The organism is Micromonospora arida, assembly GCF_003857035.1.
In the GTDB taxonomy this organism is placed as follows: domain Bacteria; phylum Actinomycetota; class Actinomycetes; order Mycobacteriales; family Micromonosporaceae; genus Micromonospora; species Micromonospora arida.
Genome location: NZ_QGSY01000161.1, coordinates 50,254 through 69,942, shown reverse-complemented (window position 1 = coordinate 69,942; position 19,689 = coordinate 50,254). Strand labels below are relative to the sequence as shown.

Sequence of the window (19,689 nt, the reverse complement as noted above, 5' to 3'; positions counted from 1 at the left end):
GTGACGTTCGAGGTCAACGGCGAGCCCCGTCAGGTGACCCTGGACAACCGCACCACCCTGCTCGACACGCTGCGCGAGCACCTCGACCTGACCGGGGCGAAGAAAGGCTGCGACCACGGCCAGTGCGGCTCCTGCACGGTGCTGCTCGACGGCCGCCGGGTGAAGAGCTGCCTGGTCTTCGCGGTCACCGTGGACGGCCGGTCGGTGGTTAGCGTCGAAGGGCTTGCCGGTCCGGACGAGCTGTCCCCGTTGCAGGCCGCCTTCATCGCGCACGACGCGTTCCAGTGCGGCTACTGCACCCCCGGGCAGCTCTGCTCCGCCCGCGGCATGCTCGACGAGGTCTCCCGAGGTTGGCCCAGCGCTGTCACCGACGACCTGAACACGCCCGCCGAGCTGACCGACGCGGAGATCCGCGAGCGGATGGCCGGCAACCTGTGCCGCTGCGCCGCGTACCCGCACATCGTCGCGGCCGTGCGCGAGACGGCGACGTCCTCGTGAAGGCGTTCCGCTACCACCGGCCCGCCGACGTGGCCGAGGCGGTCGCCGTGCTGGCGGCCGAACCGCGGGCCGCCTACCTGGGCGGCGGCACCAACCTGGTGGACCTCATGAAGCTCGGGGTGCAACGCCCCGACGTGCTGGTGGACGTGACCCGGCTTCCACTCGACACCGTCGAGGGGCTGCCCGACGGTGGGCTGCGGATCGGCGCGACCGTCCGCAACAGCGACCTCGCGGCCCACCCGGTGGTACGCCGCGATTACCCGGTGCTGGCCCGCGCCCTGCTCGCCGCCGCCTCCGGACAGCTGCGCAACATGGCCACCACCGGCGGCAACCTGTTGCAGCGCACCCGCTGCGTCTATTTCCAGGACACCGGCAAGGCGTGCAACAAACGGGAGCCGGGCAGCGGTTGCGCCGCCCTGCACGGCCAGAACCGCGATCTGGCGGTGCTGGACTGGTCCGAGCAGTGCGTGGCCACCCACCCGTCCGACCTGGCCGTCGCGCTGGCCGCCCTCGACACGGTGGTGGAGGTACACGAGGCCGACGGCCCCCGCGACATTCCGATCGCCGACTTCTACCGCTCCCCCGGCACCCACCCGGAACGGGAGACCACCCTGGCCCGGGGCGCGCTGATCACCGCCGTGCGGCTGGCGCCCCTACCGGCCGCGCGCCGCTCGACGTACCTCAAGGTGCGCGACCGGGCCTCCTTCGCCTTCGCCGTCGGCTCGGTGGCCGCGGTGCTGGACCTCGACGGGGACGTGGTTCGCGACGTGCGGCTGGCGTACGGCGCGGTGGCGCACCGGCCGTGGCGGGCGTACCGGGCCGAGCAGGAGTTGCGCGGTCGTCCGTTCAGCCCCGAGTTGGCGGCCCGGGCCGCCGACGCGGAGCTGGCCGAGGCGCGCCCGTTACGGCACAACGGCTTCAAGCTGCCACTGACCCGGGCCATCACCGTGCGGGCGCTCACCGAACTGGCGTCGTCGTGAGCACCGGGGCGGTCGGACGGGCGTACCCCCGGTTGGAGGGCCGCGAGAAGGTCACCGGCACGGCCCGCTACGCCGTGGAGTACCCGGTGGACGGGATCACCTACGGCTGGGCGGTGCCGTCGGCGGTGGTACGGGGCCGGATCACCCGCGTCGACACGTCGGAGGCACTCGCGTCGCCGGGCGTGCTGGCCGTCCTGCACCACGGCAACGCGCCCCGCCTCGCACCCGGTCCGGAGCCGGAGCTGTGGCTGTTGCAGGAGCCGACTGTGCACTACCGGGGGCAGTACGTCGCGGTGGTGGTGGCCACCAGCCTGGAGGCGGCCCGGGAGGGCGCCCGGCTGGTCCGGATCGACTACGACGCCGCCTCACACAGCACCGTGCTCACCGACGACCACCCGGGTCTGTACCAGCCGGACCACGTCAACCCCAGCTATCCGACGGACACCGCCGAAGGCGACTTCGACGCCGGGTACGCGGCCGCCCCGGTGCGGGTGGACGTCACCTACCGGACGCCGGCGTACCACAACAACCCGATGGAGCCGCACGCCACGACGGCCCAGTGGCACGACGGACGGCTGCTGGTGCACGACTCCAACCAGGGCGCGTCGTCGGTGCGGGCCACCCTCGCAGAGCTGTTCGAGGTGTCCCCGGAGTCGGTGCGGGTCGTGGCCGAGCACGTCGGTGGCGGTTTCGGCAGCAAGGGTTACGCCAAGGCCGCGGTGGTGCTGACCGCCCTCGCGGCCCGGCACGTGGACCGACCGGTGAAGCTGGCGCTGACCCGCCAACAGATCTTCGGGCCGATCGGCTACCGCACCCCCACCATCCAGCGGGTCCGCCTCGCCTCCGACGCCGACGGGCGACTCACCGCCATCTGCCACGACGCGATCAGCCAGACCTCGACCATCCGCGAGTTCGCCGAGCAGACGGCCGTCTACACCCGCAGCATGTACGCGGCACCCCACCGCCGCACCACGCACCGGCTGGTCCGCCTCGACGTGCCCACGCCGTTCTGGATGCGCGCCCCCGGGGAGTGCCCCGGCGCGTACGCCCTGGAGTCGGCGATGGACGAGCTGGCCATCGCGGTCGGCATCGACCCGGTGGAGTTGCGCATCCGCAACGACACGGAGGTCGACCCCGACCAGGGGCGGCCGTTCACCAGCCGCAACCTGGTCACCTGCCTGCGCGAGGGCGCGCAGCGGTTCGGCTGGGCGGACCGGGACCCGACGCCTCGCGCCCGGCGCGACGGGCGCTGGCTGGTCGGCACGGGGGTGGCCGGGTCGAGCTACCCGGCCCGCGCCAGGCCGTCGTCGGCCAGGGCCACCGCCCGCCCCGACGGGAGCTTCCTGGTCCAGATCAACGCCACCGACATCGGCACCGGCGCCCGGACGGCGATCTGGCAGGTGGCCGCCGACGCGCTCGGGGTGCCGCCGGAGCGGGTGGAGATCCACATCGGCGACAGCATCCTGCCGACCGCGCCGGTGGCCGGGGGCTCGATGGGCACCGCCAGTTGGAGCTGGGCGGTGATCCGCGCCGCGCAGGCGCTGCGCGAGAAACTGCGCGACGGCGGGCCGCCGACCGGCGAGGTGACCGCCGAGGCGGACACCGCCGACGAGGTGGGCGGGCAGCCCGCGCTGCCCCGGTACGCGTACGGGGCGCACTTCGTCGAGGTACGGGTCGACGCGGACACTGGCGAGGTACGTCTGAACCGGATGCTCGGGGTGTTCGCGGCGGGGCGGGTGGTGAACCCGACGACGGCGCGCAGTCAGCTCATCGGCGGCATGACGATGGGGCTGTCGATGGCGCTGCACGAGGAGGGCCTGCTCGACGAGCGGTACGGCGACTGGGTCAACCACGACCTGGCCACCTACCACATCACCGGCTGCGCGGACGTGGAGTCCATCGAGGCGTACTGGCTGGACGAGCGGGACGACGAGCTGAACCCGGCCGGGGTGAAGGGCATCGGCGAGATCGGCATCGTGGGCGCCGCGGCGGCGGTGGCCAACGCGGTGCACCACGCGACCGGTGTCCGGATCCGGGAACTGCCGATCCGACTGGACAAGCTCATCGGAGTATCAGACTTGGCTTAAATAAGCCGTCAGTGATACAACTGTCGTCGTGCACGCCTTCGACGTGCTGGGCGATCCGGTCCGGCGCCGCATCCTGGAACTGCTCGCCGGCGGCGAGCAGACCGCCGGCGCGGTCAGCGCGGTCATCCGCGAGGAGTTCGGCATCTCCCAGCCCGCCGTGTCCCAGCACCTCAAGGTGTTGCGCGACAACGGCTTCGCCACCGTGCGGCCGGAGGGCACCCGGCGGCTCTACGCGGTCGACCCACGCCCACTGCGAGAGGTCGACGGCTGGCTGGAGCACTTCCGCCGGTTCTGGACGCCACCCCTGGCGGCACTCGCCACCGAGCTGGCCCGGGGCCGACGCGAGCGTCGGCTGCGCGGGCCCGCCGACCCACCCGACGAGAGGAACACCTGATGTTCGACGCCACCGAGCAGATCAACGCCGTCCAGCGGAAGGTCGGCAGCCGCACCCTGGAAGCCGGTGAGGCGCGGGTCACCACGATCAGCCAGACCTACCAGGCGACGGCCGAGGATCTGTGGGACGCCTGCACCAGCGTCGAGCGCATCCCGCGCTGGTTCCTGCCGATCTCCGGCGACCTGCGGCTGGGCGGCACGTACCAGCTCCAGGGCAACGCCCACGGCACCGTCGATAGCTGCGAGCCGCCGCACCGCTTCACCGCCACCTGGGAAATGGGCGGCGAGGTGAGCTGGATCGAGGTGCGGGTCACCCCCGTCGGCGACGAGCGGGCCCGCCTCGACCTGGACCACATCGCGCACGTCGACCAGGACCGGTGGGCCCAGTTCGGGCCGGGCGCGGTCGGCGTCGGCTGGGACCTCGGGCTGCTCGGCCTCGCCTCGCACCTGGCCGCGGATGGCAGCGGGATCACCCCCGAGCAGGGCGCCGAGTGGACCGCCTCCGCCGAGGGACGACGGGCCATGGAGCTGAGCAGCCAACTGTGGTGCGAAGCGAGCATCGCCGCCGGCACCGACGCGGACGAGGCGAAGGCCGCCGCCGAACGCACCACCGCCTTCTACACGGGCAACCCGGCAGCCTGAGTGCGGGGCGAGGCGGCGACGCGGCAGCCTGGGTGGGGATCGGAGTAACGTGCTGCGGCATGACCGGCACGCCGTACTCGCACTGCTCCTACTGCGGCGCCGCCTACCCGCCGGCCGCCAGATGGCCGCGAGTCTGCGCGGTCTGCGGCGAGACCGTCTGGCGCAACCCGCTGCCGGTGGCGGTCGCGGTGCTGCCGGTCCGCACGGCCGAGGGCCTGGGTGTGGTGGTGGTCCGCCGGGACATCGAGCCGGCCCGCGGCCTGCTCGCGCTGCCCGGTGGCTTCATCGAGTACGGCGAGGAGTGGTCCGACGCACTCGTGCGGGAGCTGCGGGAGGAGACCGGCCTGATCGCGGCGGCCGAGGACGCCCGCCTGTTCGCGGTGCACGGGGCCCCGGCGGGCGGCACGATGATGGTCTTCGGAGTGCTGCCCGAGCGCGCGGCCGAGGACCTGCCACCGTCGGCGCCGACCGAGGAGGCAACCGAGTGGCTGGTGCTCACCGACCCGGTCGAGCTGGCGTTCTCCACCCACACCCGGGTACTCGCCGACTTCCTCACTCCCGACCACCCGGCCTGACTCCACCGCCTCGCTGACTGCACGCCCGGCTGACACCGCCGCCGGCACGATCCGGCCGCCACGGGCGGCCCAACGCTCAAGATCGTGCTTGATCCTTGTTGTAGTGGTATCAACAGCCGCCGAAGCCACTACTTCATGGATCGAGCACGATCTTGCGGTGCGGTGCGCCCGACCTGGGCACTGCCCGCTCGCTGTCTCTAGGTAGTCGGCGCATCGCGGGGCTCGTCTGGTGGCCCCTCCGTGATCGGCAGCAGGACCCGGAAGGTGGTGCGGCCCGGCTCGGTCTCCACCCGGATGTCGCCGTGGTGTTTGTGCACCACGATCCGGTACGAGATGTCCAGCCCCAGGCCGGTGCCCGCGCCCACCGGTTTCGTGGTGAAGAACGGCTCGAAGATGCGCGGGCGCACCTCCGGCGGGATACCGGGACCGGTGTCAATGATCTCCACTGCCAGTTGGTCGCCGATCCGTCCGGTGCGGACGGTCAGCACACCCTTCTCCCCCATCGCGCCCAACGCGTTGTCGATCAGGTTGGTCCACACCTGGTTCAGCTCGGCCGCGTACGCCGGGACCGGTGGGAGGTTCCGGTCGTACTCGCGGGCCAGCTTGACCTCGGCGGGGATCTTGCCCTTGAACATCACCAGCGTGGCGTCGAGCAGGTCGTGCACGTCCACCACCCGGTGCGGCGCGCGGTCCAGCTGCGAGTACTGCTTGGCGGCGCCGACGAGCCCGGAGATCCGGGTGACCGCGTCGCCGATCTCGCGCATCAGCAGCTCGGTGTCGACTGTGTAGGTGAGCCAACGCACCGCCGCCTCCAGGTCCGCGGCGCCGACCGCGGCCTTGACCTGCGCCAGCCAGGCCGCGTCGAGCCCACCGCCGACCAGGATCGGCGCCAGGTCCCAGGCCCCGCCGACGCCATGGTCCTCCAGCCAGTCGGTGAGGGTGTCCTCGGCGTCGGCGGTGGCCATCGGGGTGAGCTTCGGCGCGGTGGCCACCCGGGCGACCGCCTCCTCCTGCAACGCGACCAGGCCGTGCAGGGCGCTGCCGTCGAGCCGCCCGTCGGCGATCATGGCGAGCTTGTGCCGCATCCCGGCGACCCGGTCCCGCAAAACCGACGTGGCGCGCACCGCCGCCGCGGCCGGGTTGTTCAGCTCGTGGGTCAGCCCCGCCGACAGCGAACCGAGCGCCAACAGCCGCTCCCGTTCACCGACGATGGTCTGCGAGTCCCGCATACCGAAGAACAACCCCTCCAGCAGATGCATCGGCATCGGGAACCAGGACCGCAGGGCGTGCGCAAAGTCCTCCGCCGGCAACACGAAGAACTCCGCGTCGGTCACCGCCCGCAGGCTGTTGCGGTAGATCTGGTCGACCTGGTCACCCAGGTACGCCTGAGTGGCACCGCCGTACACCCCGCGCTGGTCGGTCCGGCTGACCTCGACGTCGTCGCCGCGCACCAGGCGACTCAACGCCACAGCCCCGCGCACCAGCACGAAGAAGCAGGTCGCGGGTTCACCCTCTCCGTACACGAGGGTGCCGCCGGCGCGCTGCTCGACCCGGCCGTGCTCGGCCAGCCAGTCGAGCTGCCCGTCGTCGAGCGCCTCGAACAGGAACAGAGTGCGCAACTGCGCCGGTGTCAGCCGGTCAGACTCGGTGGTCACAGGGACTCCTTCGCTCGCGACTGCGGGGCTCGCAAACCCGGCTCATTGGGCCTCCAGGTAGCGGTGCACCAGCGACACCGCCATCGCACCCTCGCCGACGGCCGAGGCGACCCGCTTTACCGACTCGGCCCGCACGTCCCCGGCGGCGAACACGCCCGGCACGCTGGTTTCCAGGTGGTAAGGGTCGCGTGACAATGACCAGCCGGCCGGCCGCCGCCCTCCGGCGAGCAGATCCGGACCGGTCACGATGAAACCGCGGTCGTCGCGGACCAGCACCCCGTCCAGCCAGTCGGTGCGGGGTTCCGCGCCGATGAAGATGAACAGCCAGGAGGTGTCGACCGAACGGGCCTCCCCGGTGCGGGTGTCGCACAGGGTGAGCCGTTCCAGGTGGTCCTCTCCCGCCCCGCCGACCACGGCGGTGTGCGGGTGCACGGTGATCCGGTCGATCCGCTCCAGCTGGTCGATCAGGTAACGCGACATCGAGGCGGTCAGGTCCGCACCACGGATGAGCAGGTGCACCCTCGACGCGTACCGGGAGAAGTGGACCGCCGCCTGGCCGGCGGAGTTCGCCCCGCCGACGATGTAGACGTCCTGCTCCACGCAGCTCGGCGCCTCGGTGGCGGCGGCCCCGTAGAACACCCCCCGACCGGTGAAGTCGGCCAGCCCCGGGGCGTCGAGCACCCGGTACGACACGCCGGTGGCCAGCACCACGGTGTGCGCGGCGATCTCGGTGCCGTCGCCGAATCGCAGCAGCCGGGCACCGCCGGCCTCGCTGAGACCGACCACCTCCCGGGCGCTGAGCAGTTCGGCGCCGAACTTGACCGCCTGCCGCCGAGCCCGATCGGTCAACTGCGCGCCGGAGACACCGTCCGGGAAGCCCAGGTAGTTCTCGATGCGGCTGCTCTGCCCGGCCTGACCGCCGGTCGCCCGCCGCTCCACGAGCACGGTGCGAAGCCCCTCCGACGCGCCGTACACCGCCGAGCCGAGACCGGCGGGGCCCCCGCCGATCACCACCAGGTCGTAGAAGTCACACGCCGGCACCACCGTCAACCCGGCCAGCGCGGCCAACTCGGCCTCGCTCGGGGCGACCAACGCCTTGCCCTCGGGCGTCACCACCAGGGGTACGTCCGCCTCGGTGGCCCCGGCCGCGTCGAGCAACCGGACGCCCTCCGGATCGTCGGACAACAGCCATCGGTACGGCACGAGGTTGCGGGCCAGGAAGTCGCGGACCTTGAACGACGGCGCCGACCAGCGGTGTCCGACGACCCGGATCTCCGCGCTGGCCGCGTCCGGGGTGACCGCCCACGCCTCCAGCAGGCCGTCGACCACCGGGTACAGCTTCTCCTCCGGCGGGTGCCAGGGCTTGAGCAGGTAGTGGTCCAGGTCGACCACGTTGATGGCCTCGATCGCGGCGTCGGTGTCCGCGTACGCGGTGAGCAGCACCCGGCGGGCCGCCGGGAAGATGTCCATGGCCGCTTCCAGGAACTCGACACCGGTCATCTCCGGCATCCGGTGGTCGGCCAGCAGCAGCGCGACCTGTTCGCCGCGCAGTTTGACCTCGCGCAGCGCGTCCAGCGCCTCCGGCCCGGAGGACGCCCGCAACACCCGGTAGCGGTCGCCGTAGCGGCGCCGGATGTCCCGGGCCACCGCCCGGGACACCACGGGGTCGTCGTCGACGGTCAGGATCACCGGGTTCGCCATGGCGCCATGAAATCACCTGTCGAGGGTCGACCGCACCATCGCCGAGGCCCGGCCGACGGTTGACCGCCCCGCAGACGGGTAAGCCGGTGAGCCGCGCGGGTGGTCAGACATCGACGACCCGTCCGGTTGCCGCGCACACCTCGGGGGGCCCATGGCGGACGCGACAGCGACCGGACCGACGACGTCGGGCGGGATCGTGGAGCTGCGGGTGCACGGTGTCTCCGGCGCGGGCGCGGACCAGGTGTTGGGCCGGCCGTACGTGCACCAGGTCGCCGGGGACCGCAGCGGAGGCTTCTACCGACCGCGCCCCGGCTATCCGGACTCCACCGGCACGGACGGGGTGACGCTGGAGGCGTACCGCTGGGGTGACCTGCCGTCCGGCACGGCCGTGCGGACGCTGTCGCTGGTCTTCCTGCTGCCGTTCATGCTCTGCAACGTGGCGCTCTGGATGCGCCCGGCGAACACCGTCTCGCAGCGCGGCTTCATGGCGCTGTGCCGGGTGCTCGCCCTCACCCTCACCGTGCTCTACGTGCTCTCCATCGTTGGGGTGGCGCTGGACCTGGTCGCGTGGCGCTGCATGGACACCCCGTCCTGCCTGGCCGGCCGGAGCTGGCTGTCCTGGCTCGGCGGGCGCCCGACCGGGCTACGCCTGGGTGTGCTGGCGCTCGTGCCGGTCGGCGCCATCGGGCTCGTCTGGGGGTTGGGCGCTCGCCCGGGCCATTCGTTCGACGCGTTCCGGACTTCGTCGACGCCGACGTCGAAACACCAGTTGAGCGCCGTCGGCCAGTGGGACGGCGAGCCGCTGGTGGGCCGGCTGCGCTCGGTCCACGTCGCGGTTGCGTTCGCCACGCTGAGCGCCAGCCTGCTGGCTGCGCGAGCCAGCCAGCACCGCTCGTGGGTGATGGCGACCCTGCTGACGGCCACCGGGGCGGTGCTGCTGGCCTGCCTGGTCCTGGTCACCGTGGTGCCGAGCATCGACCGCACCGACCCGTCGCCCCGGGTGGACGGCGTCTTCCGCGGGCTGCGCACCATCGCTTACGGCCTGACGATGCTGGTGATCGTGCACGTCGTCATCAGCCCGGCGCCGTGGCCGCAAGGCGGTGCGCTGCCCGGTTACGGCGCGATCGTGGCCTGGCTGTTCGTCAGCCAGACGGTGCTGGTGGTCGCGCTCGCCGTGCTGGTGCTCTGGCGGCGGGGCGGCGGGCAGAGCCGGTCACCGATACGCGCACTGGGAGCCCCGGTCTTCATGACGATCTCGGCCGGGCTCGCCGTGGCGTTCTCGGCCGAGCTGGTCTACCGGGTGGCGGACCTGCTCGATCGCGAGGGGACGACCGCGGACGGCCTGGAGACCAGCCCACCCCTGGCGTACTCATGGGCGATCTTCGGGTTCTTCATGGCCGTGGTGACCGCACTGCTGGTGGCCGGCCTGGTCACCAGGATGACCCGGCGCGGGCGGCGGCGGGCCGCACGGGCGATCGTGGCCGCCGACTTTCCGCACGCGCCCGCGTCGGCGGCGGACCGGCTGCGGCGGGTCGAGCAGGCGGTGGCCCGGGCCCGCTTCACCGAACGGCTGGAACCGCTCTCCGTGGTGTACGCCGGCCTGGCGGCGCTCGGCCTGGCCACCAGCGTGCTCGGCCTGCTCCAGCTTCCACCCGGCGACGTGGCGCAGCGCTACGTCGGGGTGCCGGAGGGCATGGTCAACTTCCTGATCGGGTCGGGTAGCTACGTGATCGCCGCGATCCTGCTCGGCCTGGTCGTGGGCGGCATCTTCGCGTACCGGACGGCGCAGTTCCGTCGGTACGTGGGGGTGCTCTGGGATCTGGGCACCTTCTGGCCCCGGGCGGCGCACCCGTTCGCGCCGCCCTGCTACGCCGAGCGGGCCGTGCCGGAGTTGGCCAAGCGAATCACCTACCTGGTGGAACAGGGGCAGGGTGTGCTGCTGGCCGGACACAGCCACGGCTCGGTGCTGCTCGCCGCCACGGTCCTGCAACTGCCCACCCGGATCACCGAGCGGGTCGCCCTGCTGACCTACGGGTCACCGCTGGGCCGGCTGTACTCCCGGCTCTTCCCGGCCTACGCCGACGAGCCGGCGCTGCGGGAGATCGGCGAACGGATCGGCTGGCGCTGGATTAACCTGTGGCGCGACACCGACCCGATCGGCGGCTGGATCTTCGCCTCCCACCGTCCCGGGGAGGCCGAGACGCTGACCGGTCCGCCGGCAACCGTGGACCGGCGGTTGACCGACCCGCAGGACGTGGTGCCGGCGCCCAGCGACAGCGTTCCACCACCGATCCTCGGACACTGGCCGTGCGAGTCGCAGGAAGCGTTCGGAGATGCGGTACGGGACCTGACCGCGCGACTGCGCCCCGCGCGCCCGGCACGCGACTGAGCCGGCCGGTACGAGTGCTCCGGCGGCCGGATATCGTCGCCTGGTGACCCCGTCCAAGCCACCCGCCCGCCGGTTGATCGCCTCGAACAAGAAGGCCCGACACGAGTACACCGTGCTGCGCACGTACGAGGCGGGCATCGTGCTGGTCGGCACCGAGGTGAAGTCGCTGCGCGAGGGGCGGGCCTCGCTGGTGGACGCGTTCGCGCACGAGCGCGACGGCGAGATCGTGTTGTACGGCCTGCACATCGCCGAGTACGCCTACGGCACGTGGACCAACCACGCCCCGCGCCGCAACCGCAAGCTGCTGCTGCACCGCGCCGAGATCGACCGGATCCTGGACAAGGTCCGCGAGGGCGGGGTGACCCTCGTTCCGCTGTCGATGTACTTCGAGAACGGCTTCGCCAAGGTCGAGTTGGCTCTCGCCAAGGGCAAGCGCTCCTACGACAAGCGGCAGACGCTGGCCGAGCGCGACGCCAACCGGGAGATCGCCCGCGAACTGGGCCGGCACCTCAAGGGCCACCCCCGCCGGCCCTGACGCCGCCGCTCGTCCCAGGACACGGCTCGTCCGCACGCGCTCTCGCGGGGCGGCTCCGCACACGTGCTGCCGCGGGCGTCTGCCTGTTCTGCACCCCACTCCAAGATCGTGCTCGAACCAGGATGTAGTGGCCTCATCGATACGCCGACACCACTACTTCCTGGTTCGAGCACGATCTTGCGGGAGCGCCCAAGAGGATCGCAGGCGTCCGGAGACCGAGCAGGCGGGCGCAACTGCTGGCGTTGTGACCCTCACGCCCACGCGATTGCTGCCCATGCCGGGCTTCCGCGCTGGCAAATGCGGGCGTTAGGGTGAGCGGGTGACGACGTACCGGATCGGGGAGGCGGCCGACCTGCTCGGCGTCAGCGCCGACACCGTTCGCCGCTGGGTGGACGCCGGGCGCCTGACGGCCGGGCGTGACGAGCACGGCCACCGGGTCGTCGACGGCGTCGACCTGGCCTCGTTCGCTCGCGCTCAGGCCAGCGACCCGGATGCGGGTGCCGAGTTCTCCTCGGCCCGCAACCGGTTGCGCGGCATCGTCGTCGACGTCCGTAAGGACACGGTGATGGCCCAGGTCGACATCCAGGCGGGCCCGTTCCGAGTCGTGTCGCTGATGAGCCGGGAGGCCGTCGACGAGCTCGACCTGCGAGTCGGGTCGGTGGCCGTTGCGGTGATCAAGTCGACCACCGTCGTGGTGGAGCGGGCCGCACCCGCCCCGGCGCGCGGACGGTCGGCCAGATGAGCGCGCGGGCTGTCGGACGGATGAGCGCGCGGGCTGTCGGCCAGGTGAACACGCCGGCTGTCGGGCGGATGGGCGCGCCGGCTGTTGGGCGGATGGGCGCGCCGACTGTCGGGCGGATGGGCGCGCCGACTGTCGGGCGGATGGGCGCGCCGGCTGTCGGCCAGATGAACGCGCGGAGCAGGCGTACGGCGGTGGCCGTGCTGGTGGCGGCCGGCCTGGCGGTGACCGGCTGCGGCGCGGGCGACGGCCGGGCAACCGGCAGCGGTGGGGACGGGCGGGTGACCGGCCCGGTGACGGTGTTCGCGGCCGCCTCGCTGACCGAGTCGTTCACCCGCATCGGGAAGGACTTCGAGGCCGCCAACCCGGGCAGCCGCGTGACCCTCAACGTCGCCGGCAGTTCCGCCCTGGCCAACCAGATCACCCAGGGCGCGCCGGCGGACGTGTTCGCCTCGGCCGCCCCGACGAACATGACCACGGTCATCGAGGCCGGCGCCGCCGACGGCACGCCGAGCGTCTTCGCCCGCAACCAACTGGTGATCGCGGTGCCCCGGGGCAACCCGAAGGCGGTGGCCGGCCTGGCCGACCTGACCGGGCCGGGTGTGAAGGTGGCGCTCTGCGCCAGTCAGGTTCCCTGCGGCTCGGCGGCCCGCACCGCCCTGGACGCGGCCGGCGTCGCGCTGACGCCGGTCACCCTGGAACGGGACGTCAAGGGTGCGCTCGCCAAGGTGAAGCTCGGCGAGGTCGACGCGGCACTGGTCTACCGAACGGACACGCGGGCGGCGAGCGCCGACGTGACCGGCGTGGAGTTTCCCGAGTCGGCGCGGGCGGTCAACGACTACCCGATCGTCGCGTTGAAGGACGCGCCGAATCCGGACGGCGCACGGGCCTTCGTCGCGTACGTCAGCTCGGCGCCGGCGCAGGCGGTCCTTGCCGAGGCGGGGTTCCAGGCTCCGTGAGGCAGGTCCACGAGCACAACACAGCCCGCCGTCGACCGGCCACGCCTCGACGGCGCGGTCGGGTGCCGGCGGCGCTGCTGATCCCCGCCGGGCTGGGGTTGCTGTTTATCGTCCTGCCGTTGGCGGGGCTGCTGATCCGGGCACCGTGGACGACCCTGCCGCAGCGGCTCACCGAGCCGGGCGCGTTGACCGCCCTGCGGCTGTCGGTGCAGACCGCCACCCTGGCCACCGCGCTGTGTCTGCTGCTCGGGGTGCCGCTCGCCTGGGTGCTGGCCCGGGTCGAGTTTCCCGGCCGTCGGCTGGTACGCGCGCTGGTCACCGTGCCGCTGGTGCTGCCGCCGGTGGTCGGTGGGGTGGCGCTGTTGCTGGTCTTCGGCCGGCGCGGTCTGCTCGGGGGCTGGCTCGACAGCACGTTCGGCGTCACCCTGCCCTTCACCACCACGGGTGTCGTGCTGGCCGAGGCGTTCGTCGCCATGCCGTTCCTGGTGATCGCCGTGGAGGGTGCGCTACGCGCCGCCGACCACCGCTTCGAGGAGGCCGCGGCGACGTTGGGCGCCAGCCGGTGGACCACCTTCACCCACGTCACGCTGCCGCTGGTGGCGCCCGGTCTGGCCGCCGGGGCGGTGCTCTGCTGGGCGCGGGCGCTCGGCGAGTTCGGTGCCACCATCACCTTCGCCGGCAACTACCCCGGTAGGACGCAGACCATGCCGCTCGCCGTCTATCTGGCGTTGGAGACGGACCTGGAGTCCGCGATCGTGCTCAGCCTGGTGCTGCTCGTCGTGTCGGTGGGCATCCTGGTGGCGTTGCGGGACCGCTGGATGACCACCGCATGAGCGACCGACTTCTCGACGCGCGGCTCGTCGTCGACCGGGGCGTCTTCCGGCTCGACGTGCCGCTGCGGGTCGCGCCGGGCGAGGTGGTGGCGCTGCTCGGCCCGAACGGCGCCGGCAAGACCACCGCGCTGCGGGCGCTGGCCGGGCTGCATCCCCTCACCGACGGGCACGTCACCCTCGACGACGTCGACCTGGACCGCCCGGCGACCGGTGGCTGGGTGCCCACCGAACGCCGGTCGATCGGCGTGGTCTTCCAGGACTACCTGCTGTTTCCGCACCTCAGCGCATTGGACAACGTGGCCTTCGGGCCGCGCCAGCACGGCGTCGAGCGGCGGGCCGCCCGCGCCACGGCCCGGGATTGGCTGGGTCGGGTGGGGCTTGACGCGCAGGCGCAGCGCCGGCCGCGGCAGCTCTCCGGCGGTCAGGCGCAGCGGGTGGCGCTGGCCCGCGCGCTGGCCGTGGCGCCGTCGCTGCTGCTGTTGGACGAGCCGCTCGCCGCGCTGGACGCCCGCACCCGGCTGGACACCCGCGCAGAGCTGCACCGGCACCTGTCGGCGCACGCGGGCGCGACGGTGCTGGTCACCCACGACCCGCTGGACGCGCTGGCGTTGGCCGACCGGCTGGTCATCGTCGAGGGTGGCCGGGTGGTGCAGGAGGGCGACGGGCCGAGCGTCACCGCCCGCCCGCGCACCGACTACGTCGCCCGGCTGGTCGGGCTGAACCTGTACCGGGGTCACGCCGACGGGCACGGAGTGCGGGTGTCGCCGGAGCTGACCCTCACGGTCGCCGACCGGTTGGACGGCGAAGCGTTCGTGGCGTTTCGCCCGGCAGCGGTGGCTCTGCACCCGGCCCGGCCGGAGGGCAGCCCACGGAACACCTGGGCGGGCACAGTGGCCGGCGTCCAGCGCCACGGTGACAACGTGCGGGTGCAACTGGACGGACCGATCGGGGTGGCCGCCGACGTCACGCCGGCCGCCGCCGCCCAGCTGCGGCTGATCCCCGGCCAGCGGGTCTGGGTGGCGGTCAAGGCGACCGAGACCCACGCGTACCCGGCCACCGGCTGACCCCGGCCGGGTACGCGAACGCGGGTCAGTCGGCGAGCAGGTCGGCGTGTGCGGCGCGCAGCCGGGCCAGCGTCGGATCGCTGCCCGGGACAACCCGGCTGTCCAGCTCGGCCCACGCCTCGGCCAGCGCCGCGCGGACCGCGCCAAGCTCGGCGGCGTGCCGCTGTGTGCTGCGTCGGTGCTGCTCCTCGAGGCGGCGGGCCCAGCCGGCGGTGACCGTCGCGAGCCGATCGGCGTCGGCGCGAGCCTGGGCGCCGCTGCGGGCGGCTGCGGCGGGGACGATCGCGGCGACCGGGCGGGGATCGCCGTCGCGGGTGACGACGGTGACCGCGTCGGTCAGCTCGGCCAGCGCGACGAGCTGGCTGAACCGGGTGCGCGCCTCACGCAGCGGCACGGAACGCGGCGGGTCGGAATGAGGGGTGAGCGCGGGGACGGCCATGGATGCATGGTGCCGCGCGGGTATGACAACTATTCGCTGTCGTCAGTGGACGGTGCGTGGCGCGGCGGACCACTCGTCGGCCAGCACCGACCAGACCTCAAGGTCGATCCGACCGTGCGGACCCGGGCTGACCTGGCGCAGCGTGCCGTCGAGGCGCAGGCCGAGCCGGTCGGCGAGGGCCTTGCTGCGGGTGTTGTCGGCGTTGGTACGCCACTCCACCCGCTGGATGCCGCGCTCGCGCACCGCCCAGTCGACGATCCGGCGCACCGCCGGGGCGACCAGGCCTCTGCCCTGCGCCGCCGGCTCCACCCAGCAACCGACCTCGCAGACGCCCCGGGTCACGTCGAACGACACGAACATCACCCCACCGACGAGCGTGTCCCGCCACCACAGCCCCCAGATGCCACCGCTGTCGCTGGCCCAGCGGTCGGCGTAGCGCTGCAACACCGCACGGGCCGACGGCAGGTCGGTGGCGACGAACGACGGCGACACCCAGGGCTGGATGTGCTCACGGGCCCGATCGAGGTGGGCGAGGAACTCCTCGGCCCGCCACGGGTTCAACGGGCGCAGCTCGACGTCCTCGGTCAACGGCAGGGCGAACACCGGGCCTCCAGTCAATGCGCTTCTCACGTCCGTAGCAGGCTCGCACAGGCACCTCGGTCGAGGCACGGCCGCCCTCCGCGCTCACCCCGGCAGGTAGGCCCGCAGCGCTCACCCCGGCAGGTGGGTCCGCAGCGCGGCGAACTGGGCCACGGTCAGGTAGGAGGGGTTGGCGGCCTGCGGCTGACGGAACACCTCCAGGGCGGCGAGCCGGTCATCGGCGCGCAACAGGAGCCGGGAGACCCGGTCCCGTTCGGCGAGGATGGGCAGATCCAGCGGTACCGACCACGGCTGCCCCGGTGCGCCTGGCTCGGCCGCCCCGGTGACCCGCCCGACGCCCCACACTCCGTACGGCAGTCGGCCCCGGCTGCCACTGGCCCAGAAGACCACCGGCTGCCCGGCGCGCATCAACCGCGCCCGGTAGCCGGGACGCACGCACCAGCTTCTCACCAGTGGCCCACGGGCGAACCGGGCGGCGAGGTCGACCAGGTCCGCGTTGCCCTTGATCAGCCAGGCGCCCAGGTCGTCGAGGCGTACCCGTGGCTCGGTCATCGCGTACATCTTGCCCGGCCGAGGGCAGCGCCAATCAGATGATCATGTGGGTCCAGTAGCTGAGCCAGAGCACGAACAGCACGCCCTGCACCACGGCGAGCGTCGCGGTCAGCCACACGTCGACGCTGGCGTGGCGGGCCCAGCGGGCCAGCACCAGGGCCACCGGAAAGGCAGCGAGCAGATAGCGCAGCAGGCTCTTGTACACCGGCGGGCCCATCGACAGCGGCACCAGCACCATGAGGACGCCGTACACCAGGTAGGCCAGCTCCCGGCGGCGGAACCCGGCGACCAGCACGGCGAGGACGGCCACGGCGAACCACACCCGGGCGGCGTCGCGCGGCTCCCCGGTCAACCCGTTGAGCAGCACCGGAACGGGGTTCTGCACCTCGATGCCCCATCCGGTCTTCTGGGCGTGCTGGTAGGCGAACCAGTCACCGCCCCGCCACCGGCAGTACGCCATGAAGGTGAACCATCCGGCGGGTAGCAGCACCAACGGCCAGCCGATCCGGAGGTAGTCGAGCAGGGCGCGTGGGCCGAGCCGCCAGTCGTGCTGCCGGAGCAGCACCAGGGCCAGCGGCAGCGCCACGAGCAGGCCGACGGAGCGGCTCATCGCCAGGAAGTAGCCGATCACGCCGACCAGCAGCCACCGGCGTCGCTCGGCGTAGTAGAAGGTGGCCAACGCGAGGCAGACGAAGAGCGACTCGGTCAGCGCGGCCTGGAACAGGAACGCGGTCGGCAGCAGCACCAGGTAACGGGTGAACCGGCGGGCCGCGTCCGCGTCGCCGAGCAGCAGCTCCGCCAGCCGGTAGCCGTACCAGAGCGCCAGCAGGAACGCGACGTTGCTGATCAGCAACAGGGCCAGTGCGGTGTCGCCGCCGAGCACCGCGCCGAGGGGCCGGGCCAGGAACGGGTACAGCAGCGGGAATCCGAAGTCTCGCCACGGCCCGGTCAGAGGCAGCTCGCTCAGCCGCAGGTAGAGCAGCGAGTCCCAGGCGAACCAGAAGGAGATCCACCGATGCCCGGAGATCTCCCGCTGTTGCGCCCACATCAACGTCTCGTCGGCCGGCGGAGCGCCGGGGATGTCGTCCCAGGCGTGCAGGACCAGGAGCCCGAGCAGGGTGAGTAGCAGCTTCGCGCCGAGGAACAGGCCGATGACGTACGGCCAGGGCGCCGGCACCCGGCGGGCCAGGCGCGCTCCGCCGCGGCCGGCCGCGACCGCCCGGGCGGCCAGCGTCGTCGCGCCGCTGCCCCACCGGTCCATCCGTCCCGCTTCCCCGATCCCCCGGTCGCACGGGGAGTCGCTCTTCTCGTGGTACGCCGCAGCGCGCCCCGCCGAAGCCAGGACCAACCACCACTAAGTATGACATTCTGCGCTTAACGGCTGGACGCCGCGCCTCAACCATGGCGATGAGCAGGGAGCGCGTCAGCATGAGCGAGCAGAACGGCACGGTGGTCATCGGTGCGGGGCCGGCCGGGCTCACCGCGGCGTACGAGCTGCTCCGGCACGGCCGGTCGGTTCAGGTGTTCGAGGCCGACGAGGTGGTCGGCGGGATCAGTCGGACCGTGGAGCGCGACGGGTGGCGGTTCGACATCGGCGGGCACCGGTTCTTCACCAAGGTGCCCCGGGTGGAGGCGTTCTGGCACGAGATCCTGCCGGACGAGGACTTCCTGACCCGGCCCCGGATGAGCCGCATCTTCTACCGGGGCGCCCTGTTCAACTACCCGCTCAGCGCCGTGAACGCGCTGCGCAACCTGGGTCTGCCGGAGGCCGTCCGCTGCCTCGGCTCGTATGCCCGCGCCCGGCTGCGGCCGCCACGGGACCAGTCACACTTCGAGGGCTGGGTGTCGGCCCGGTTCGGCTGGCGGCTGTACTCGATCTTCTTCAAGACCTACACGGAGAAGGTCTGGGGCATGCCGGCGGACCGGTTGCAGGCCGACTGGGCGGCGCAGCGGATCAAGAACCTGTCGCTGGCCACGGCGATCCGCAACGCGCTGCTGCCCCGACGTCGACGCACCGACGTGACCAGCCTGATCGAGGAGTTCCAGTACCCGAAGTACGGGCCCGGGATGATGTGGGAGCGCTGCGCCGAGCAGGTTCGCGAGCGCGGCGGCCAACTGTCCACCGGCAGTTGGGTCACCGCCGTGCACCGAGACCCGGCCCGTCGGCGGGCGATCAGCGTGACGGTCAACGGCGCGGGCGGGCAGCGTACCGAAGCTGCCGACCACGTGATCTCGTCCATGCCGATCTCGGAGCTGGTGACCGCGCTGCATCCGCCGCCACCGCCGGAGGTGCTGGCCTGCGCGGCCGACCTGCGCTACCGCGACTTCTTGACGGTCGCCCTGGTCGTGCCGGCAGAGTTCTCGTTCCCGGACAACTGGATCTACGTGCACGACCCGGGGGTACGGGTGGGCCGAATCCAGAACTTCGGCTCCTGGTCGCCGTACCTCGTCAAGGACGGCCGCACCTGCCTGGGCCTGGAGTACTTCGTGTTCGAGGACGACGAGATGTGGCGTACCCCCGATGCCGACCTCGTGGCCCTCGCCACCGCGGAGCTGGAGCGGCTGGGATTGGTTCGACCCGGCGTGGTGGAGGCCGGCTACGTCGTGCGCATGCCCAAGGCCTACCCGGTGTACGACGAGCGCTACCAGCACAACGTGGACGTGATTCGGGCCTGGCTGACCGAGGCGGTGCCGAACGTGCACCCGGTGGGCCGCAACGGCATGCACCGCTACAACAACCAGGACCACTCGATGTTAACCGCGATGCTCACCGCCGAGAACATCGCCACCGGGAGTACGCACGACGTCTGGTCGGTCAACGTGGAGCAGGACTACCACGAGGAATCCTCCGGAGGCGGAGGCGACAGCCAGCGGGGCACCGGCCGGGACGCTCCGGTGGTGCCCAGCCGGATCATCGCGGCCCCGATCACCGCGCCGGAGGGGTCGGACGACCGAGCCCCTGTCGCAGCTCCCCCGTCTCACGCGTGAAGCCGAGCATTCTCTCGCGGCACGGGTCGACTGACGGGGTCATCGGCACTTTGCGGGCAG

General features: G+C 72.5%; 19 protein-coding genes. 13 read left to right on the top strand and 6 right to left on the bottom strand.

What is annotated here, in order from left to right; translation table 11 throughout:
* From DLJ58_RS12775 to DLJ58_RS12750, 6 genes are read left to right on the top strand one after another with little or no spacing between them, the layout of a single operon-like run.
* Nucleotides 1-498: a 2Fe-2S iron-sulfur cluster-binding protein gene (locus tag DLJ58_RS12775; RefSeq protein WP_208741057.1), complete on the top strand. Its 498-nt coding sequence runs from the start codon at nt 1-3 to the stop codon at nt 496-498.
* Entirely contained in the window at nt 495-1,478 is a 984-nt protein-coding gene (locus DLJ58_RS12770) for an FAD binding domain-containing protein (protein ID WP_124856085.1), read from the top strand. Before DLJ58_RS12775 ends, DLJ58_RS12770 begins: the two co-directional genes overlap by 4 nt.
* Entirely contained in the window at nt 1,475-3,565 is a 2,091-nt protein-coding gene (locus tag DLJ58_RS12765; protein ID WP_124856083.1) for a xanthine dehydrogenase family protein molybdopterin-binding subunit, read from the top strand. The genes DLJ58_RS12770 and DLJ58_RS12765 overlap by 4 nt, the downstream gene beginning before the upstream one ends.
* A 28-nt stretch (nt 3,566-3,593) precedes the next feature.
* Nucleotides 3,594-3,959: an ArsR/SmtB family transcription factor gene (locus tag DLJ58_RS12760; RefSeq protein ID WP_091398629.1), complete on the top strand. Its 366-nt coding sequence runs from the start codon at nt 3,594-3,596 to the stop codon at nt 3,957-3,959.
* Entirely contained in the window at nt 3,959-4,600 is a 642-nt protein-coding gene (locus DLJ58_RS12755; RefSeq protein WP_124856081.1) for an SRPBCC family protein, read from the top strand. The genes DLJ58_RS12760 and DLJ58_RS12755 overlap by 1 nt, the downstream gene beginning before the upstream one ends.
* A 59-nt stretch (nt 4,601-4,659) precedes the next feature.
* Nucleotides 4,660-5,175, top strand: a complete 516-nt coding sequence (locus tag DLJ58_RS12750) for an NUDIX domain-containing protein (protein ID WP_124856079.1) — start codon at nt 4,660-4,662, stop codon at nt 5,173-5,175.
* A 197-nt stretch (nt 5,176-5,372) separates the two neighbouring features.
* Here the strand turns inward: DLJ58_RS12750 and DLJ58_RS12745 are convergent, their stop codons facing one another.
* Nucleotides 5,373-6,830 carry an ATP-binding protein gene (locus DLJ58_RS12745; RefSeq protein ID WP_124856077.1) on the bottom strand — a complete coding sequence of 486 codons (1,458 nt, stop codon included), beginning with the start codon at nt 6,828-6,830 and terminating at the stop codon, nt 5,373-5,375.
* 42 nt (nt 6,831-6,872) lie between these two features.
* Nucleotides 6,873-8,531 carry an NAD(P)/FAD-dependent oxidoreductase gene (locus DLJ58_RS12740; RefSeq protein WP_091398639.1) on the bottom strand — a complete coding sequence of 553 codons (1,659 nt, stop codon included), beginning with the start codon at nt 8,529-8,531 and terminating at the stop codon, nt 6,873-6,875.
* 151 nt (nt 8,532-8,682) lie between these two features.
* On the opposite strand from DLJ58_RS12740, the gene DLJ58_RS12735 reads away from it, so the two are divergent.
* The 6 genes from DLJ58_RS12735 (at nt 8,683) to DLJ58_RS12710 (ending at nt 15,050) form a co-directional block, all read left to right on the top strand.
* Nucleotides 8,683-10,920, top strand: a complete 2,238-nt coding sequence (locus DLJ58_RS12735) for a hypothetical protein (protein ID WP_124856075.1) — start codon at nt 8,683-8,685, stop codon at nt 10,918-10,920.
* Between the two features lie 43 nt (nt 10,921-10,963).
* Entirely contained in the window at nt 10,964-11,455 is a 492-nt protein-coding gene (gene smpB / locus DLJ58_RS12730; protein WP_124856073.1) for an SsrA-binding protein SmpB, read from the top strand.
* Between the two features lie 319 nt (nt 11,456-11,774).
* The gene (locus DLJ58_RS12725) at nt 11,775-12,197 is read left to right on the top strand and encodes a TOBE domain-containing protein (protein WP_124856071.1); all 423 of its coding nucleotides are present in this window, start codon (nt 11,775-11,777) and stop codon (nt 12,195-12,197) included.
* 164 nt (nt 12,198-12,361) lie between these two features.
* Nucleotides 12,362-13,153 (top strand): molybdate ABC transporter substrate-binding protein, encoded by a 792-nt coding sequence (gene modA / locus DLJ58_RS12720; protein ID WP_124856111.1) that lies wholly within the window; start codon nt 12,362-12,364, stop codon nt 13,151-13,153.
* A complete protein-coding gene (locus DLJ58_RS12715; protein ID WP_124856069.1) occupies nt 13,150-13,986 on the top strand; it encodes an ABC transporter permease in 837 nt (278 codons plus the stop codon). The genes modA and DLJ58_RS12715 overlap by 4 nt, the downstream gene beginning before the upstream one ends.
* Nucleotides 13,983-15,050: an ABC transporter ATP-binding protein gene (locus DLJ58_RS12710; RefSeq protein ID WP_124856067.1), complete on the top strand. Its 1,068-nt coding sequence runs from the start codon at nt 13,983-13,985 to the stop codon at nt 15,048-15,050. Before DLJ58_RS12715 ends, DLJ58_RS12710 begins: the two co-directional genes overlap by 4 nt.
* A gap of 25 nt (nt 15,051-15,075) precedes the next feature.
* Here the strand turns inward: DLJ58_RS12710 and DLJ58_RS12705 are convergent, their stop codons facing one another.
* The 4 genes from DLJ58_RS12705 to DLJ58_RS12690 form a co-directional block, all read right to left on the bottom strand.
* Nucleotides 15,076-15,489: a type II toxin-antitoxin system Phd/YefM family antitoxin gene (locus DLJ58_RS12705; RefSeq protein WP_124856065.1), complete on the bottom strand. Its 414-nt coding sequence runs from the start codon at nt 15,487-15,489 to the stop codon at nt 15,076-15,078.
* A gap of 42 nt (nt 15,490-15,531) precedes the next feature.
* Complete coding sequence (locus DLJ58_RS12700; protein ID WP_124856063.1) at nt 15,532-16,092, bottom strand: GNAT family N-acetyltransferase; 561 nt, start codon at nt 16,090-16,092, stop codon at nt 15,532-15,534.
* A 108-nt stretch (nt 16,093-16,200) separates the two neighbouring features.
* Nucleotides 16,201-16,641 carry a hypothetical protein gene (locus DLJ58_RS12695; protein WP_124856061.1) on the bottom strand — a complete coding sequence of 147 codons (441 nt, stop codon included), beginning with the start codon at nt 16,639-16,641 and terminating at the stop codon, nt 16,201-16,203.
* Nucleotides 16,642-16,675: 34 nt separating this feature from the next.
* Complete coding sequence (locus DLJ58_RS12690; protein ID WP_124856059.1) at nt 16,676-17,902, bottom strand: hypothetical protein; 1,227 nt, start codon at nt 17,900-17,902, stop codon at nt 16,676-16,678.
* A gap of 167 nt (nt 17,903-18,069) precedes the next feature.
* On the opposite strand from DLJ58_RS12690, the gene DLJ58_RS12685 reads away from it, so the two are divergent.
* Entirely contained in the window at nt 18,070-19,629 is a 1,560-nt protein-coding gene (locus DLJ58_RS12685; RefSeq protein WP_124856057.1) for an NAD(P)/FAD-dependent oxidoreductase, read from the top strand.
* Nucleotides 19,630-19,689: the final 60 nt, after the last annotated feature.

What these genes read in the sequence shown, in the direction of transcription:
- modA (WP_124856111.1), top strand. Translation starts at nt 12,362, where the DNA reads ATGAACGCGCGGAGCAGGCGTACGGCGGTGGCCGTGCTGGTGGCGGCC.
- DLJ58_RS12755 (WP_124856081.1), top strand. Translation starts at nt 3,959, where the DNA reads ATGTTCGACGCCACCGAGCAGATCAACGCCGTCCAGCGGAAGGTCGGC.
- DLJ58_RS12695 (WP_124856061.1), bottom strand. Translation starts at nt 16,641, where the DNA reads ATGACCGAGCCACGGGTACGCCTCGACGACCTGGGCGCCTGGCTGATC.
- DLJ58_RS12710 (WP_124856067.1), top strand. Translation starts at nt 13,983, where the DNA reads ATGAGCGACCGACTTCTCGACGCGCGGCTCGTCGTCGACCGGGGCGTC.
- DLJ58_RS12740 (WP_091398639.1), bottom strand. Translation starts at nt 8,531, where the DNA reads ATGGCGAACCCGGTGATCCTGACCGTCGACGACGACCCCGTGGTGTCC.
- DLJ58_RS12735 (WP_124856075.1), top strand. Translation starts at nt 8,683, where the DNA reads ATGGCGGACGCGACAGCGACCGGACCGACGACGTCGGGCGGGATCGTG.
- DLJ58_RS12750 (WP_124856079.1), top strand. Translation starts at nt 4,660, where the DNA reads ATGACCGGCACGCCGTACTCGCACTGCTCCTACTGCGGCGCCGCCTAC.
- DLJ58_RS12690 (WP_124856059.1), bottom strand. Translation starts at nt 17,902, where the DNA reads ATGGACCGGTGGGGCAGCGGCGCGACGACGCTGGCCGCCCGGGCGGTC.
- DLJ58_RS12685 (WP_124856057.1), top strand. Translation starts at nt 18,070, where the DNA reads ATGAGCGAGCAGAACGGCACGGTGGTCATCGGTGCGGGGCCGGCCGGG.
- DLJ58_RS12705 (WP_124856065.1), bottom strand. Translation starts at nt 15,489, where the DNA reads ATGGCCGTCCCCGCGCTCACCCCTCATTCCGACCCGCCGCGTTCCGTG.